This is a genomic window from Cellulomonas gilvus ATCC 13127, from assembly GCF_000218545.1.
GTDB classification, from domain to species: Bacteria; Actinomycetota; Actinomycetes; order Actinomycetales; family Cellulomonadaceae; genus Cellulomonas; species Cellulomonas gilvus.
This window is the reverse complement of the sequence record NC_015671.1, coordinates 1,146,110-1,162,193: the sequence shown is the minus strand read 5'-3', so window position 1 is coordinate 1,162,193 and position 16,084 is coordinate 1,146,110. Positions and strand designations below refer to the sequence as shown.

Sequence of the window (16,084 nt, the reverse complement as noted above, 5' to 3'; positions counted from 1 at the left end):
CGACCTCAGACGGGCTCGCCGACGGGACGTGCGGCGCCCGTCTCGAACCGGAAGCCCATGCCGCGCACGGTCGAGATGTAGCGGGGCGAGTTCGCGTCGTCGCCGAGCTTGCGACGCAGCCAGGACACGTGCATGTCGAGCGTCTTGGTCGAGCCTGTCGGGTCCGAGTCCCACACCTCGCGCATGAGCGTCTCGCGCGCGACGACCGTGCCCGCGGCTCCCACGAGCACGCGCAGCAGGTCGAACTCCTTGGCGGTCAGGTGCAGCTCGCGCTCACCCTGGAACGCGCGGTGCGCGGCGACGTCCACGCGGACGTTCTGCGCGTGGAGCTCGTCCTCGTCGATCGGGTCGGCCGCCGCGCGGCGCAGCAGCGCCCGCACGCGCGCCAGGAGCTCGGCGAGGCGGAACGGCTTGGTCACGTAGTCGTCGGCGCCCGCGTCGAGCCCGACGACCAGGTCCACCTCGTCGGCGCGTGCGGTGAGCACCAGGACGGGCGTGGTCAGGCCCTGGTTCCGGATGGCGCGTGCGACGTCGAGGCCGTCCATGTCCGGCAGGCCCAGGTCCAGCACCACGAGATCCGCCCAGGACGCCCCGTCGATGGCCCCTTGACCCGTGCCTTGCACGCGCACGTCATAGCCTTCACGTCCGAGCGCCCGGGCCAAAGGCTCGGCAATCGCGGGATCGTCCTCCGCCAGCAGCACCTGGGTCATTCGCCCATGCTAGGTCACGCCCTGGTCACCGCGGCCACGTGTCGCGCCGTGTCCGGATGCCGACCGTGGGTGGACGCGACGCCCCTGCGGGTCACGCCCCGGTCGGACGGCCGCGCGGCACCCGCCACCTAGGCTCGCAGGATGAGCACCTGGGAGCGGATGCTGCGCTGGGAAGAGCGGCACCGGACCGTCGTCGACGCGATCGGCGCGGCCGTGCTCGCCCTGGTGCTGATCCCGCTCACGATCATCCCGCTGGGTGTCACGGGCGACTCCCCCACGGTGTGGTCGGTCCTCCTGATCGCGCCGCTCGCGTGGCGCCGCACGCGCCCGGTGGCGAGCGCCGCGACGATCTACACGGTCGCGCTCGGGCACCTGCTGCTCACGTCGTTCCCGGTCCTGGTGGCCGATGTCACGGTGCTCCTCGCGCTGTACTCGGTCACGGTGCACGGCGTGGTGTGGGGGCACCGCGTCGCGATGGGCAGCGCGGTGCTCGGCGGGCTCGTCCTGACCGCGAAGCTGTACGACTCCGACCCGCCCGCTGCGGTGTTCGCAGGCGTGTTCGTCATCACCGCCGCGCTCGCCGCGTGGGCGTTCGGCCTGGTCCGCCGGTCGCGACGCGAGCGCATCGAGGCGCTCATGGACCGCGCCGAACGCCTCGAGAAGGAACGCGACCAGCAGGGCGTGATCGCGACCGCGGCCGAGCGCGCCCGCATCGCACGCGAGATGCACGACATCGTCGCGCACTCGCTGTCGGTGGTCATCGCGCAGGCCGACGGCGGACGGTACGCCGCGCAGTCCGACCCCGACGCGGCGACGCGCGCGCTCGCGACCATCGCCGAGACCGGCCGCGCGGCGCTGACGGACATGCGCCGACTGCTGGGCGTGCTGCGCACCGAGCCGGACGGGCGGCTGCGCACCGCGGCGGACGGACCAGGCGTGCTGCCCGCGGCCACCACGCCGCAGCCCGGCGAGTCCGACCTGGGCGCGCTCGTCGAGCAGGTCCGCGCGAGCGGTGCGCACGTCTCGCTGGTCCGCATGGGCACGCCACGGATGCTGCCGCCGGGCGTGGGGCTCGCGTTGTACCGCGTGACGCAGGAGTCGCTGACCAACGTCCTCAAGCACGCCGGACCCGGTCCGCGCGTGACGGTCGTGGTGCAGTGGCTGCCCGATGCGGTGCACCTGGACGTGTCCGACGACGGGCGCGGGGCGTCCGCCGACTCCGACGGCCTGGGGCAGGGCCTGCGCGGCATGCAGGAGCGCGCCGCGATGTTCGGGGGATCCGTGAGCGCCGGCCCCCGGCCCGGTGGCGGGTTCCGCGTGCGCGCCGAGCTGCCCATCCCGCCCGGCAGCCCCGTGGTCCAGGACGAGCCCGAGCGTGCCGGTACCGTGCCGAGCACCCCGACCACCACGGACCACGAGCCCGCGTCCGACACGAGCCAGGAGCACCAGCGATGAGCGACCCCACGACGAACCCGTCCGTGATCCAGGTGGCGCTCGTCGACGACCAGCAGCTGGTGCGCGCGGGCTTCCGGATGGTGATCGACTCGCAGCCCGACCTGCACGTGGTCCTCGAGGCGGGCGACGGCGCACAGGCCGTGCACGCGCTGGACCCCGCGAGCCGCACGGCGCTCGGCCGGGTCGACGTGGTCCTGATGGACGTGCGCATGCCGCAGATGGACGGGCTCGAGGCCACCGCGCGGATCGTCGCGCGCGGCACCGACGACGCACCCGCGCCGCGCGTGATCGTGCTGACCACGTTCGACCTCGACGAGTACGTGCTCGCGGCCATCCGCGCGGGCGCGAGCGGCTTCCTGCTCAAGGACGCCCCGCCCGAGGAGATGCTCGCGGCGATCCGCACGGTGCACCGCGGCGACGCGGTGATCGCGCCCTCGTCGACGCGGCGACTGCTCGAGCACCTGGTCACGGCGTTGCCCGAGCAGCAGGAGGACGACGGCGCGAACCCGGCCCGGCTCGCGGTCGCGGACCTCACGGAGCGCGAGCGCGAGGTGCTGCTGCTCATGGCCCGTGGGCGGTCGAACACCGAGATCGGGCAGGACCTGTTCGTCGCGGAGGCCACCGTCAAGACGCACGTCGGGCGCATCCTGGCGAAGCTGGGCGCGCGTGACCGCGTGCAGGCGGTGGTGACGGCCTACGAGGCCGGCCTGGTGCGCCCGGGCGCCTGACGCCTCCGCCCCTCGTCGCACGCGACCGTCCCGGCACCCCCGCCGCGGCTCCCCCCGCGGGTCATGCCACGGGATGACCCGGCCGGGGCAAGAGGCGACCGGAGGCCGACGAGGCGCCCGCGGCCCGCTGCCTAGCGTGGTGCTCACCACCAGTCGTGCGAACCGAGGAGCACCGTGTCCACCACCACCAGCCCGCAGCCCGACGCCCACGGCGCGCAGCCGCGGCTCACCGCGTCGTCCGCGCGCGGCCTGCGCAAGACCTACGGCTCCGGCGCCTCCGCCGTGCAGGCGCTCGACGGCGTCGACGTCGACTTCGCCGCGGGGGCCTTCACCGCGATCATGGGGCCCTCGGGCTCGGGCAAGTCCACGCTCATGCACCTGCTCGCGGGCCTCGACCAGGCCACCGCCGGCACGGTCCTGCTGGGCGAGACCGACATCACCCGCCTCGGCGACGACGACCTGACGCACCTGCGCCGGGACCGCGTCGGATTCGTCTTCCAGTCGTTCAACCTGCTGCCGATGTTCACGGCCGAGCAGAACGTGCTGCTCCCGCTCGAGCTCGCGGGCGCCAAGCCCGACCGCGAGTGGTACGACCTCCTGGTCACGACGCTCGGCCTGCGCGAGCGTCTGACGCACCGGCCGAGCGAGCTGTCGGGCGGTCAGCAGCAGCGCGTCGCGATCGCACGCGCGCTGGTGACCCGGCCCGACGTCGTGTTCGCCGACGAGCCGACCGGCAACCTGGACTCGCGCTCGGGCGCCGAGGTGCTGTCCTTCCTGCGCCGCTCGGTGCGCGAGCTGGGCCGCACGGTCATCATGGTCACGCACGACCCGACGGCCGCCGCGTACGCGGACCGCGTGGTCCTGCTGGCCGACGGCCGCATCGCGGGCGACATCGTCGACCCGACGCCCGAGTCCGTGCTGGCCGGCCTGGACGCGCTGCGTCAGCTCGAGGCGCCCGTGCCCGGCGGGGTGAGCGCCTGATGCTGCGCCTCACGCTGGCGCAGATGCGCCGCAGCCTGGGCCGCCTGACCGCCGCCGCGATCGCGATCGCGATCGGCACGGGGTTCGTCGCGGCCACGCTGCTCACCGGGAACGTGATCACCCGGAGCAGCTACGACTCGGTCACGGCCTCGCTCGCCAAGGCCGATCTGGTGCTCACGGGTGACGCGAGCGGCCGCCTGGACGCGATCCGCGCGGTCCCCGGTGTCGCCGCGGCCGACCCCGTGGTGCGCGGCGGCGTCGAGCTGTCCAACGGCGGCTCGCGCTCCTGGCAGCTCGCCGTGCCGGTCGCCTCGAGCCCGTCACTGTCCACGCTGACGATCGCCGACGGCACGGCCCCGAGCGCGGTCGACGAGATCGCACTGCCGGCCGACGCGGCCGAGCGCATCAAGGCGCGCATCGGTGGCACGGTCACGGCCACCTACTGGACGTGGGACGAGGCCGACGGCACGGACACCCAGCACGAGGTCACCCTCACCGTCACGGGCATCACGTCAGACCCGGGTGGTGCGTGGACCGGCTACGGCGGGGCCGCGATGGGCACGCTCGACGCGGTCGTCCTGTGGTCCGGCGACACCGAGTCCGGGCTGGGGTCGAACGGCGTCCTGGTCCGGACCGCACCGGATGCTCCGTCCACGGTCCGCGCGGCCCTGGCGGACGCCGCGCCCGGCGCCCGCGTCCTGACGCGTGACGAGGCCGCGCAGGAGCGCATCGAGGAGCTCGGCGGGGGCGAGAACTTCCTGGTCGCCGCCGTCCTCGGCTTCGCGGCGATCGCCCTGGTCGTCGCCGGCCTCGTCATCGCGAACACGTTCCAGGTGATCGTGGCCCAGCGCACCCGCACGCTCGCGCTGCTGCGCTGCGTCGGTGCCGTGCGCAGCCAGCTGCGCCGCTCGGTGCTCCTCGAGGCGGGGATCCTCGGGCTCGCGGCCTCGGCCGTGGGTGTCGTGCTCGGCACGGGCGTCGCGCAGGGGGCGCTGTCCGTGCTGCGCAACGTGCAGACCGAGATGCCGCTGCCGCGCGTCGTCCCGATGTCCGCAGCCGTCGTGATCGCGCCGCTCGTCGTGGGCGTCGTCGTGACCGTGCTGGCGGCCCTGGTGCCGGCCCGCGCCGCGACGCAGGTCAGCCCGGTCGCCGCGCTGCGCCCGATGGACGCACCCGCGGTCGCCACGCGCGCCGGCAAGGTCCGCCTCGGCGTCGCGCTCCTGCTCGGCCTGGGGGGCACCGCGGGCCTCGTGCTCGCGGTCGCAGGCTCGCTGCTGACCCGCAGCGGCACGATGCTGTGGCTCGCGCTCGGCATCCTGTCGGGAGCGGTCTCGTTCATCGGCATCCTCGTCGGCGCGGTGTTCTGGGTGCCGCGTACGGTCGCGCTCGTGGGCCGCCTGCTCGGCTCGGCCGGTCCTGCGGCACGTCTCGCGGCCGCCAACACCGTGCGCAACCCGCGCCGCACCGCCGCGACCAGCACCGCGCTGCTGATCGGCGTCACGCTCGTGGCGCTCATGAGCACGGGTGCGGCGAGCGCACGTCTGTCGATGAGCGCCGAGCTCGACGAGCAGTACCAGGTGGACATCGCGGTCACGCCCGCGTCCGGCACGGCGCTCGAGGCCGGCACGCTCGCCGCGGTCGCCGACGTCCCGGGCGTCGAACGCGCGGTGGACGTCCCGACGGCACCCGTGACGGTCGGCGACTCGTGGTTCACGGCGCACTCGCTGACGCCCGAGGTGGTCGCGGTCCTGCACGACGACTCCGTGGCCGAGGCCGTCACGGACTCGAACGTCGTCGTCCCGCAGAGCGTCGCGGCAGGGGAGAGCGGATCGGCCTCGACCGCGATGGTCAGCCGCCTCGACCCCGAGACGAGCGAGCCGGTCGCGGGCGGCACGCCCACCCAGCTCGACGTGACGGTGCTGGCCTCGAGCACGTTCGCGGACGCGTTCCTCGCGCCGCGCACGTTCGCCGCCCTCGGCGGCGGGGACGTGCCGACGACGACCGTGTGGGCGCGCATCGCGTCCGACGCGGATGCCGCGGCCGTGGTCGACGAGGTGCGCGAGGCGCTCGGCGACGCGTCGGTGATCGTCGAGAGCCCGGTCTCCTCACGGCTCCAGTTCGAGCAGGTCATCGACACCCTCCTGGCGATCGTGGTCGCGCTGCTGGGCGTCGCGGTGGTCATCGCGCTCGTCGGGGTCGCGAACACGCTCTCGCTGTCCGTGATCGAGCGGCGCCGCGAGTCGGCGACGCTGCGCGCGATCGGCCTCACACGCCGCCGCCTGCGGCTGTCGCTCGCGACCGAGGGCGTGCTGATCTCGGGTGTCGGTGGCGTGCTCGGCGCGGTCATCGGGGTGCTGTACGGCTGGGCCGGCGCGGCCGTGGTGTTCGGCGGGCTCGGCAGCGCCGAGCTCGCGGTCCCGTGGCGCGACCTGGGGATCATCCTGGTCGTCGCGCTCGGGGCGGGTCTGCTCGCGTCGGTCCTGCCGGCGCGGTCCGCGGTCCGCACGCCGCCCGTCGCGGCGCTCGCGGTCGAGTGAGCCACCCGGGGGCGGTCCGCGCGGCCGCCCCCGGGTCAGTGGCGCCCGGTGCCGGAGGGGGCACCGGGCGCTGGCACGTCCGGCACCGGCCGCCAGCGGTCAGGTGCGCGTGGGGGCCGCCTCGTCGGCGCCGGTGGTCGCGGCCACCACGGGCGGCAGCAGGAGACCGACCCCGACGACGAGAGCGACCACCAGCGCGGCCACCGCGCCGGGGCTGACCTCGGCCCCGAGCCAGCCGACCGCCAGCACGACCAGCAGGACCTGCCACATCATCACGGGCGAACGCGCCCACCGGCGCCCGCGCCACAGCCCACGGCCGGCCGCGGTCAGCAGCAGCGCGACGCCGAGCGCGACGAGGACCAGGAAGACGCTCGCGGCCGCGAGGACCGCCTCCCCCGCCACGAGGTCCACGGCCCACGCGACGCCGAACCCGGCGGCGACCGCCGCCTCGAGGAACGTCAGGACGCACACGACCACGAGCGCCGGATGAGGGCGCCGCGCAGGTGCGGGCGGGCTCGCGGGGGCGGGGCGGGGCGGGTTCACGCGGTCAGGCTACGTGCCGCGCGTCGCGGGTCCCGGCGCGGACCGGCCGCGCGGCCCATACCACGCGTGTGCGGTGGTCCTGCTGGACGGCCGCCCAGATCACGGCGTCGGAGCACGTCGCACCGCGTCCACCCGGCGTGTCGCGCCGTGTCAAGTGTGATGAATGCCTCAGCCGTTACCGAGTCGAAACGATCCCGTAACCCCTTGTGCGGACGACTGACGGGTGTGAGGCTGGTCTGCAGCAGGTTGCAAGCCTTCCCCCCACCCCCATCGACGCGGCCGAGTCGCGCGCCCCCATCCGGGCACGTCGTCGCCGCGCGCCCAAGGAGAGCAATCATGGACTGGCGCCACCGCGCAGCGTGCCTCGACGAGGACCCGGAGCTGTTCTTCCCGATCGGCAACACCGGACCGGCGCTGCTCCAGATCGAGGAGGCGAAGGCCGTGTGCCGTCGCTGCGACGTCGTCGACACGTGCCTCAAGTGGGCCATCGAGACCGGTCAGGACGCGGGCGTGTGGGGCGGCCTGTCCGAGGACGAGCGCCGCGCGCTCAAGCGCCGCACCGCGCGCCAGCGTCGCGCGGGCTGAACCACCGCACGCACGAACCCCGCAGGGGCCGGACCGCCATGGTCCGGCCCCTGCGTCGTGCACGGCGGGCTCGTCGCCCGGTCGGCGGAGTGCGCGGGTGGACCCTCAGCCCGAGGTCGGCAGGTCGCGCGAGCCGCGCAGCGTCGCGGTCACCCGGACCGACGTGCCGCCCTCGGGGCGCTGACCCCACTCGATGGTCCCGCGCAGCTCGTTGCTGACGAGCGTCTGCACGATCTGCGTCCCGAGGCCCGACCCCGCTCCCCTGCCTTCGGGGATGCCCGCGCCGTCGTCGTCCACGCGGACGGTGAGGTCGTCACCCGTCCGCTCGACCACGATCTCGACCGCACCGGACTCCCGGCCCTCGAAGCCGTGCTCCACGGCGTTGGTCACCAGCTCGGTGAGCACCAGCGCGAGCGCGGTCGCGTCCTCGGCCGGGATCGAGCCGAACGTGCCCGCGACCGTGGTGCGCACCCGGGCTCCCGCCGAGGCCGCGTCCGCCGCGAGCCGCAGGCTGCGGCCCACCAGGTCGTCGAACGGCACGGACTCGTCGATCGTCTGCGACAGCGAGTCGTGCACCAGCGCGATCGTCGCGACCCGGCGCATCGCCTCGGCGAGCGCGTCGCGCGCCTCGGGTGACGTCATGCGCCGCGACTGCAGCCGCAGCAGCGCAGCGACGGTCTGCAGGTTGTTCTTCACGCGGTGATGGATCTCGCGGATCGTGGCGTCCTTGGTGATGAGCTCGCGCTCGCGGCGCCGCAGCTCGGACACGTCGCGGCACAGCACCACGGCCCCGATCCGGTGCCCCTGCTCGAGGAGCGGCACCGCACGCAGCGACAGCGCCACGCCGCGCGCCTCGACGTCGGTGCGCCACGGCGCACGGCCCATGAGGACCAACGGCATCGACTCGTCGACGGTCGAGCGCTCCTCGGGCAGCAGGTCCGCCGTCACCTCGACGAGCGAGCGGCCCACCAGGTCGCCCAGCGCGCCGAGCCGGTGGAAGCAGGACAGCGCGTTCGGGCTCGCGTACAGCACCTCGCCCTCGGAGTTGAGCCGCACCAGCCCGTCACCCACGCGCGGCGCGCCGCGGCGCGGGCCCGTGGGGGCGTCGGGCGCGGGGAACTCGCCGCGCGCGACCATGCCGAAGATCTCGTCGGCCGCCTCGACGTAGTTGAGCTCGAGGCGGCTGGGCGTGCGCGCCCCGCCCAGGTTGGTCTGGCGGGCGATCACGGCGATCGCGCGGCCGTCGTGCACCACGGGAACGGCCTCCTCGCGCACCGCGTAGGACCCGAACCACCGCGGCTCGCGCGACCGCTGCTGCCGCCGCTCGTCGAGCGAGCGCTGCAGCTGCGGCCGCTGGCCCTCCGGCGCGGTGGACCCGACGACGTCGTCGTAGTGCACCGTCGCTCCTGTCGAGGGCCGGCACTGCGCGATCGCGACGAAGTCGCCGTCGGTCGTGGGCAGCCACAGCACGAGGTCGGCGAACGCGAGGTCGGAGACGACCTGCCAGTCGCCCACCAGCAGGTGCAGCCACTCGAGGTCGGCGGCGCCGAGCGGACCGTGCCGCTCGACGAGGGTGCTCAGGGTGGACACGGAGGACAGCGTAGGCGCGCCGTTAGGCTCGACGGCGCGCCGTCCGCGGCCGGCCGCACGACCGACGCGGGCCCGGCCACCACCCACCCGCCACCGACCCCGGGGGTCCCGTGCACCTCGCCGAGCTGATGCTCCTGCCCACCGACCCGTGGTCCGCCGCGCGCCTGCTGGCCGATGCCGCGCACGTGCGCGAGGCGATCCGCGCCGCGGGCGCCACCGACGACGCGGTGGAGGTCACGGGCGACGGCTCGGCGGCCTTCACCGTCACGTCCCGGCGCACTCTGCCCGCCGACCAGGTGCCCGCGCACCTGCGCGGCTTCGTCGGCGGCCGCCTCGAGGTCCGCCAGACGACCTCGTGGGACGCGCCCGACGACGACGGGGCCCGCGCGGGGACGGTGGTCGCCGAGGTCGCGGGCGTACCCGTGCGCCTCGACGGCCGGACCACGCTCGTCGCGCACGGGCCTGCGGCGACCGCCGTGCGGTACGAGGGCGAGGTGCGCGCGTCCGTGCCGATGTTCGGCGCCGTGGTCGAGGAGCTGACGGCCGGCGCGGTGCGCGCCGCGCTGGCCGCCGAGGCACAGGTCGCCGCGCGTCGCCTCACCTGAGCGAGAGCCCAGCGCACCCGTTCCCACCGGCGCCCCGGCGCGCCCGGCGGGACGGGTGCGACCGCTGCGCCGAACGGGGATAACGGAAGCGCTTCCACGCCGTAACGATTCGGTAACGTGGGAACCGTGGGAATCCGCTCTGACCTGCGCAGACGCTCGTGTGGGACCGCTACCACGCCCTGCCGCCCCCGTGTGGTGCTTGACACCCCGCCTCGTTCCGGACGATTGTTCATCCCAGCGCGTGGGAACGCTCCCGCAGACTGCGGAGGGGAGCGCTTCCAGGCCGGGTCCCCCAGACCCACGCCACGGCCGTCCCGGATCCCCCCGGACGGCCAGGCGCCCCAGGCGCGGCAGGGTTGCCGTCCGACTGACAAGGGAGTCACAGTGCGTAAGTCCACCCGTAAGTTCCTGGCCGTCACGGCCAGCGTCGCGAGCATCGCCCTCCTGGCGACGGCCTGCTCGAGCGACGAGGACCCGAAGCCGTCGGCCTCCGGCGACGCGAGCAAGCCCGCCAACGAGGACCCGATCACCCTCACGGTCGCGACCTTCAACAACTTCGGCTACACCGAGGAGCTCCTCGCCGAGTACACGAAGACGCACCCGAACGTCACGGTCAAGCAGACCGTGGCCGCGCAGTCGGGTGACGCGCGCACCAACCTCACCACCAAGATCGCCGCCGGTGGCGCCGGTCTGGCGGACATCGAGGCCATCGAGATCGACTGGCTGCCCGAGCTCGTGCAGTCGGCGGACAAGTTCGTCGACCTGAAGTCGCCCGAGACGGACGGCCGCTGGCCCGAGAGCAAGACCAAGCCCGCCACGGCCGCCAACGGCGCGCTCATCGGCTACGGCACCGACGTCGGCCCCGAGGCCATCTGCTACCGCTCCGACCTGTTCGAGGCGGCCGGCCTGCCGACCGACCCGGCCGAGGTCGCGGACCTGCTCGGTGGCGCGGGCGCCACGTGGGACACGTACTTCGAGGTGGGCAAGAAGTTCACCGACAAGTCCGACGCGGCGTGGTTCGACTCCGCCAACGCGATCTACCAGGGCATGGTGAACCAGCTCGAGTTCGCGTACGAGAAGGAGGACGGCTCCGTCACTCCGCTCGACGAGAACACCGCGATCAAGGACACCTACAACAAGGTCGTCTCGGACGAGGTCCAGGCCCTGTCGGCCCACCTCAACCAGTGGTCGGGCGACTGGGACGCCGCGTTCCCGGCCGGCAAGTTCGCCACGATGCTCTGCCCCGCGTGGATGACCGGCCCGATCGAGCAGCGCTCGGCCGGTGTCGAGGGCTGGGCCGTCGCTGACGTCTTCCCCGGCGGCGGCGGCAACTGGGGCGGTTCGTACCTGACCGTCCCCGCCGGTGGCAAGAACACCGAGGCGGCCAAGGAGCTCGCCGCGTGGCTGACCTCGCCCGAGGTCCAGATCAAGGCGTTCGTGAACGCGGGCACCTTCCCGAGCCAGCTCGAGGCCCAGACGGACCCCGCGCTGCTCGACACCAAGAACGCGTTCATGGGTGACGCCCCGGTCGGCCAGATCTTCGCCAACCGCTACGCCGCCATCACCGTGACCCCGTTCAAGGGCCCGAACTACTTCTCGATCCACCAGACGGTGACCGACGCCATCACCCGCGTCGACGTCGACAAGTCGGACGACGCCGAGAAGTCCTGGAAGGGCGCGCTCGACGCGTTCGGCGCACTGGGCCTCTGACCCGGTGACGGCCGGGTGGCCGTGGGCACGTCCCACGGTCACCCGGCCCACCGCGAGGCCGGCTCCCCCGAGCCGGCCCGCCGGATCCGAGCGGCGCCCGGTAGGAGCCCCGGCTCTCGCGAGCCAGGACCCCCACCGGGCGCCGCGCCCACTCCCGCCGTCATGAGGTAGCAATGTCCGTCCAGTCACCCCCTGCCCCGGAGGACGAGCTCGACCGGCTCCCCCGGCAGCCACGCCGCGTGGGCTTCTCCCAGACGCTGAGCCGCTGGGACGTGAAGGTCTCGCCCTACCTGTACATCTCCCCCTTCTTCATCCTGTTCTTCGTCACCGGTCTCTTCCCGATCCTGTACACGGCGTGGGTCTCGGTCCACCAGTGGGGGATGCTGCAGGGGCAGGGCGACTTCGTCGGCCTCAAGAACTTCAGCGACGTGTTCGCGCAGCCCGACTTCTGGAAGTCGCTGCGCAACACGATGTCGATCTTCGTGCTGTCGTCGGTGCCGCAGGTGATCGCCGCGATCCTCATCGCCGCGCTGCTGGACCAGAACCTGCGCGCCAAGACGTTCTGGCGCATGGGCGTCCTGCTCCCCTACGTCGTCGCCCCCGTCGCCGTCGGCCTGATCTTCACGCGTCTCTTCGCGGACCAGAGCGGCCTCGTCAACAGCTGGCTCGGCGCGATCGGCATCGACCCGATCCGCTGGCACGTCGACGCGCTCGCGAGCCACGTGGCCATCGCCTCGATGGTCAACTTCCGCTGGACCGGCTACAACGCGCTGATCTTCCTGGCCGCGATGCAGGCCGTCCCGCGTGAGCTGTACGAGGCCGCGATCATCGACGGCGCGGGCCGCGTCCGCCAGTTCTTCTCGGTGACGATCCCGACGATCCGCGCGACCGTCGTCTTCGTGGTCATCACGTCGACCATCGGTGGCCTGCAGATCTTCGACGAGCCGCGCGTGTTCGACGAGCTCGGCACCGGCGGTGCGTCGCGTCAGTGGCTGACCACGACGCTCTACCTCTACAACACCGGATGGACCGGCCAGTACAACCTCGGCCGAGCCGCAGCGATCGCGTGGCTGCTGTTCCTGCTCATCCTCGTGATCGGCATGCTCAACTTCTTCCTGACGCAGCGGATCGCGACCGGAGCCTCCGGCCCCAGCAAGAAGCAGGTGCGTCGGGCGAAGAAGCGCCTCGACGCCGAGAGGAAGTCGGCATGAGCTCGATCCCGGTCATCCAGCAGAGCGCCGGCAAGGGCGCCGCGCGCGCCGCGGCGCGCAAGACGAACCGCAAGGTCGGTGGCTACGACCGCCGCCCGCCGTACTTCATGTACATCCTGCTGGGCATCGTCCTGCTCGTCGGCGTCGCGCCGATCTACTACACGCTCGTCGTCGGGTCCTCGGACCCGGAGTCGATCGCCAAGAGCCCGCTGCCCCAGCTGTTCCCGGACGCGTCGCTGTTCGACAAGTTCGACCAGGTGATCAACGCCGAGGCGTTCAGCTTCTGGCAGGCGGTCTGGAACTCGCTGCTCATCGCGGTCGTGGTCTCGGCCTCGACGGTGCTGTTCTCCACGCTCGCCGGGTTCGCGTTCGCCAAGCTGCGCTTCCCGGGCCGCAAGGGTCTGCTGGTCTTCGTCATCGCGACGATGGCCGTCCCGACCCAGCTCGGCGTGGTGCCGCTGTACATCATCATGACGAAGCTCGAGTGGGTCGGGCACCTGCAGGCGGTCATCATCCCGAGCCTCGTCGGCGCGTTCGGCGTGTTCTGGATGACGCAGTACCTCGAGGAGGCGCTGCCGTACGAGCTCGTCGAGGCGGCCCGCGTCGACGGTGCGTCGATGTTCCGGACGTTCTGGTCCATCGCGCTGCCGGCCGCCCGGCCCGCGGCCGCGATGCTCGCGCTGTTCACGTTCGTCGCCCAGTGGGTGAACTTCTTCTGGCCGTCGATCGTCCTGAACAGCCAGAACCCGACGCTCCCGCTCGCGGTGAAGCTGCTGCAGCAGAACTACTTCGTCGACTACTCGCTCATCATGGCGGGTGTCTTCCTGATGACACTCCCGCTGCTCGTGCTGTTCGCGTTCGCCGGCCGCCAGCTGGTTGCGGGCATCATGGCGGGCGCAGTCAAGGGCTGACGTCGTCGGTCCGGGCCCGCGCTCCTCGCGTCGGGCCCGGACCACGCCGCCCGTCCCTCCACGATCCGCCCGGCACGCGAGGGCGGCTCCTCGAAAGGGAACTGACCCATGGTGGTCGAGAACTCCATCCTCACCGTCGAGGGTGACGACCGGCCGAGCGCTCCGACGCTCGAGCAGGTCGCCGAGCGCGCCGGGGTGTCGCGCTCCACGGCATCGCGCGCCATCAACGGCGGCCTGCGCGTCTCGCCCGATGCGCTCGCCGCGGTCGAGGCCGCTGTGGCCGAGCTCGGGTACACCCCCAACCGCGCGGCGCGCTCGCTGGTCACGAAGCGCACCGACTCCATCGCTCTCGTCGTGCCCGAGCCCGACGAGCGGGTCCTGTCGGACCCGTTCTTCGCCGGCACGCTCAACGGCCTGTCCACGTCGCTCGCGGACTCGGACATCCAGGTGGTCCTCGTCATCGCCCGTCCGGGCGAGAGCGAGCGCACGGTGCGGTACCTGCGCAACGGTCACGTCGACGGCGCCATCGTGGTCTCGCACCACCGCACCGACGACCTGGACCGCACGCTGCTCACCTCCCGCGTGCCCAACGTGTTCGTCGGGCGGCCGCTGTCGGTCGACCCCGCCGAGGTGCACTACGTCGACACCGACAACGTGGCGGGTGGCACGCTCGCCGCGCGTCACCTCATCGAGCGCGGCTGCCGCCGCATCGCGACGATCGCCGGTCCCGAGGACATGTCGGCGGGCGTCGACCGTCTCGCGGGCTGGCGGGCCGCGCTGGACGCGGCCGGCATGCCGACCGACGCGGTGCTGCACGGCGACTTCACGCTCGCGTCGGGCGCCCGCACGGCGCGCGAGCTCGTCGAGCAGTTCCCGGACGTCGACGGCGTGTTCATCGCGTCCGACCTCATGGCCGCGGGTGCGCTGAGCGTGTTCGCCGAGCTGGGCCGTGACGTGCCGGGCGACATCGCGGTCGTGGGGTACGACAACATCGGTGTGGCCGCCTCGACCACGCCGCCGCTCACGACGATCGTCCAGCCCGTCGTGTCGATGGCGCGCGCCGCGGGCAGCCGCCTGCTGGCACAGCTGCACGGGGAGCCCGTCTCGCGCGAGCCCCTGATCTTCGCGCCCGAGATCGTCGTCCGCGCCTCCGCCTGACGGACCGCACGGCCGGCACGGCACCTCGCCTGGCCTGATCACGCCGCGGGCGCGCGCCACCCGGACGCGCGGGCGTGTGCCCGCGCGGCGTGCGCGGCGCGGTGGCAGAGTGTCGCGGGTGACGTCGCCGTTGACCACAGCCCAGGTCCAGCTCGCATCGGCAGTCGAGATCCTGGGGTACTCCCCCGGTCTGCACGAGATGCTGGCAACGCCCCGCCGCGAGATGAACGTGGCCGTCCCGCTCCGGCGCGACGACGGCGACATCGTGATGTTCCGCGGGTACCGGGTCCAGCACAACATCTCGCGCGGTCCGGGCAAGGGCGGTCTGCGCTTCGCCGCGTCGGTGGACGTCGACGAGGTGCGTGCGCTGGCGATGTGGATGACCTGGAAGTGCGCGGTCGTCGACGTGCCGTACGGCGGCGCCAAGGGGGGCGTGACCATCGACCCGCGCGGCTACTCCGACGCGGAGCTCGAGCGCGTGACCCGCCGCTACACGAGCGAGATCATGCCGATCATCGGCCCCGAGCGGGACATCATGGCCCCGGACATCGGCACGGACGAGCAGACCATGGCGTGGGTCATGGACACGTACTCCGTCAACCAGGGGTACACGATCCCCGCCGTGACCACGGGCAAGCCGCTCGCGGTCGGCGGCTCGCTGGGCCGCGCGACCGCCACCGGACGGGGCGTCGTGCACGCGACGGTCGCGGCGCTGGCCGACGCGGGCGTGGACCTGCGCGAGGTGAGCGCGGCGGTGCAGGGCTTCGGCAAGGTCGGCTCGCATGCGGCGCACTGGTTGCACGAGGGTGGTGCGCGCGTGGTCGCGGTGTCCGACGTGGACGGCGGGATCCGCGCCGACGACGGCCTCGACATCCCCGCGCTGCAGCGGCACCTGGCCGGCGGTGGGCGCGTCACCGACTTCCCCGGCGGCGAGCCCGTGTCGAACACCGCGCTGCTCGCGCTCGACGTCGACGTGCTGATCCCCGCCGCGATCGAGGGCGTGCTGGACGAGGCGACCGCGCAGGGCGTCAAGGCGCACTGGGTGGTGGAGGCCGCGAACGGGCCGACGACCCCGGAGGGCGACCGCGTGCTGGCCGAGAGGGGCATCGTCGTGGTGCCCGACATCCTGGCCAATGCCGGCGGCGTGGTCGTGTCCTACTTCGAGTGGGTGCAGGCGAACCAGGCGTACTGGTGGACCGCACCGGAGATCGCCGAGCGGCTCGAGCTGCGGATGCGCGAGGCGTACGCCGCTGTCGCGCAGGCCGCGCGCGAGCAGTCGCTCTCGCTGCGGGACGCGGCGCTCACGATCGGGGTGCGTCGCGTCGCCGAGGCCCACCAGATCCGGGGCCTGTACCCCTGA

Annotated in this window: 14 protein-coding genes; 11 read left to right on the top strand and 3 right to left on the bottom strand. The window is 73.4% G+C overall.

The annotated features are described in order from the left end of the window. Nucleotides 1-5: 5 nt before the first annotated feature. Nucleotides 6-710 carry a response regulator transcription factor gene (locus CELGI_RS05405; RefSeq protein ID WP_013883102.1) on the bottom strand — a complete coding sequence of 235 codons (705 nt, stop codon included), beginning with the start codon at nt 708-710 and terminating at the stop codon, nt 6-8. Nucleotides 711-851: 141 nt separating this feature from the next. Here CELGI_RS05405 and CELGI_RS05400 point away from each other — a divergent pair, with 141 nt between their 5' ends. From CELGI_RS05400 to CELGI_RS05385, 4 genes are all read left to right on the top strand, one after another. Then, on the top strand, nt 852-2,165 hold the full coding sequence (locus tag CELGI_RS05400) for a sensor histidine kinase (protein ID WP_013883101.1): 1,314 nt from the start codon (nt 852-854) through the stop codon (nt 2,163-2,165). Next, complete coding sequence (locus CELGI_RS05395) at nt 2,162-2,893, top strand: response regulator (RefSeq protein WP_013883100.1); 732 nt, start codon at nt 2,162-2,164, stop codon at nt 2,891-2,893. The genes CELGI_RS05400 and CELGI_RS05395 overlap by 4 nt, the downstream gene beginning before the upstream one ends. Nucleotides 2,894-3,067: 174 nt before the next feature. Beyond that, nucleotides 3,068-3,874: an ABC transporter ATP-binding protein gene (locus CELGI_RS05390; protein WP_013883099.1), complete on the top strand. Its 807-nt coding sequence runs from the start codon at nt 3,068-3,070 to the stop codon at nt 3,872-3,874. After that, nucleotides 3,874-6,411: an FtsX-like permease family protein gene (locus CELGI_RS05385; RefSeq protein WP_013883098.1), complete on the top strand. Its 2,538-nt coding sequence runs from the start codon at nt 3,874-3,876 to the stop codon at nt 6,409-6,411. The genes CELGI_RS05390 and CELGI_RS05385 overlap by 1 nt, the downstream gene beginning before the upstream one ends. A gap of 99 nt (nt 6,412-6,510) precedes the next feature. On the opposite strand, the gene CELGI_RS05380 is transcribed toward CELGI_RS05385, so the two are convergent. Then, a complete protein-coding gene (locus CELGI_RS05380) occupies nt 6,511-6,954 on the bottom strand; it encodes a hypothetical protein (protein ID WP_245528178.1) in 444 nt (147 codons plus the stop codon). A 336-nt stretch (nt 6,955-7,290) separates the two neighbouring features. On the opposite strand from CELGI_RS05380, the gene CELGI_RS05375 reads away from it, so the two are divergent. Next, entirely contained in the window at nt 7,291-7,539 is a 249-nt protein-coding gene (locus CELGI_RS05375; protein WP_013883096.1) for a WhiB family transcriptional regulator, read from the top strand. 105 nt (nt 7,540-7,644) lie between these two features. Here CELGI_RS05375 and CELGI_RS05370 read toward each other — a convergent pair whose 3' ends face one another. Continuing rightward, the gene (locus CELGI_RS05370; RefSeq protein WP_013883095.1) at nt 7,645-9,129 is read right to left on the bottom strand and encodes a sensor histidine kinase; all 1,485 of its coding nucleotides are present in this window, start codon (nt 9,127-9,129) and stop codon (nt 7,645-7,647) included. 110 nt (nt 9,130-9,239) lie between these two features. Here CELGI_RS05370 and CELGI_RS05365 point away from each other — a divergent pair, with 110 nt between their 5' ends. The 6 genes from CELGI_RS05365 to CELGI_RS05340 all read left to right on the top strand — a co-directional run bounded on the left by CELGI_RS05365 (nt 9,240) and on the right by CELGI_RS05340 (nt 16,084). Continuing rightward, entirely contained in the window at nt 9,240-9,734 is a 495-nt protein-coding gene (locus CELGI_RS05365) for a DUF2505 domain-containing protein (protein WP_013883094.1), read from the top strand. 384 nt (nt 9,735-10,118) lie between these two features. Next, nucleotides 10,119-11,444 carry an ABC transporter substrate-binding protein gene (locus tag CELGI_RS05360; RefSeq protein ID WP_013883093.1) on the top strand — a complete coding sequence of 442 codons (1,326 nt, stop codon included), beginning with the start codon at nt 10,119-10,121 and terminating at the stop codon, nt 11,442-11,444. A 173-nt stretch (nt 11,445-11,617) separates the two neighbouring features. Beyond that, complete coding sequence (locus CELGI_RS05355) at nt 11,618-12,655, top strand: carbohydrate ABC transporter permease (RefSeq protein WP_013883092.1); 1,038 nt, start codon at nt 11,618-11,620, stop codon at nt 12,653-12,655. Then, on the top strand, nt 12,652-13,566 hold the full coding sequence (locus tag CELGI_RS05350) for a carbohydrate ABC transporter permease (RefSeq protein WP_013883091.1): 915 nt from the start codon (nt 12,652-12,654) through the stop codon (nt 13,564-13,566). Before CELGI_RS05355 ends, CELGI_RS05350 begins: the two co-directional genes overlap by 4 nt. A 108-nt stretch (nt 13,567-13,674) precedes the next feature. After that, nucleotides 13,675-14,724 carry a LacI family DNA-binding transcriptional regulator gene (locus CELGI_RS05345; protein WP_013883090.1) on the top strand — a complete coding sequence of 350 codons (1,050 nt, stop codon included), beginning with the start codon at nt 13,675-13,677 and terminating at the stop codon, nt 14,722-14,724. 109 nt (nt 14,725-14,833) lie between these two features. Beyond that, nucleotides 14,834-16,084: a Glu/Leu/Phe/Val family dehydrogenase gene (locus CELGI_RS05340; protein ID WP_013883089.1), complete on the top strand. Its 1,251-nt coding sequence runs from the start codon at nt 14,834-14,836 to the stop codon at nt 16,082-16,084.

Excerpts from the sequence above, each read along its gene's own strand:
- CELGI_RS05345 (WP_013883090.1), top strand. The coding sequence starts at position 13,675 with ATGGTGGTCGAGAACTCCATCCTCACCGTCGAGGGTGACGACCGGCCG.
- CELGI_RS05385 (WP_013883098.1), top strand. The coding sequence starts at position 3,874 with ATGCTGCGCCTCACGCTGGCGCAGATGCGCCGCAGCCTGGGCCGCCTG.
- CELGI_RS05395 (WP_013883100.1), top strand. The coding sequence starts at position 2,162 with ATGAGCGACCCCACGACGAACCCGTCCGTGATCCAGGTGGCGCTCGTC.
- CELGI_RS05405 (WP_013883102.1), bottom strand. The coding sequence starts at position 710 with ATGACCCAGGTGCTGCTGGCGGAGGACGATCCCGCGATTGCCGAGCCT.
- CELGI_RS05375 (WP_013883096.1), top strand. The coding sequence starts at position 7,291 with ATGGACTGGCGCCACCGCGCAGCGTGCCTCGACGAGGACCCGGAGCTG.
- CELGI_RS05355 (WP_013883092.1), top strand. The coding sequence starts at position 11,618 with ATGTCCGTCCAGTCACCCCCTGCCCCGGAGGACGAGCTCGACCGGCTC.
- CELGI_RS05350 (WP_013883091.1), top strand. The coding sequence starts at position 12,652 with ATGAGCTCGATCCCGGTCATCCAGCAGAGCGCCGGCAAGGGCGCCGCG.
- CELGI_RS05400 (WP_013883101.1), top strand. The coding sequence starts at position 852 with ATGAGCACCTGGGAGCGGATGCTGCGCTGGGAAGAGCGGCACCGGACC.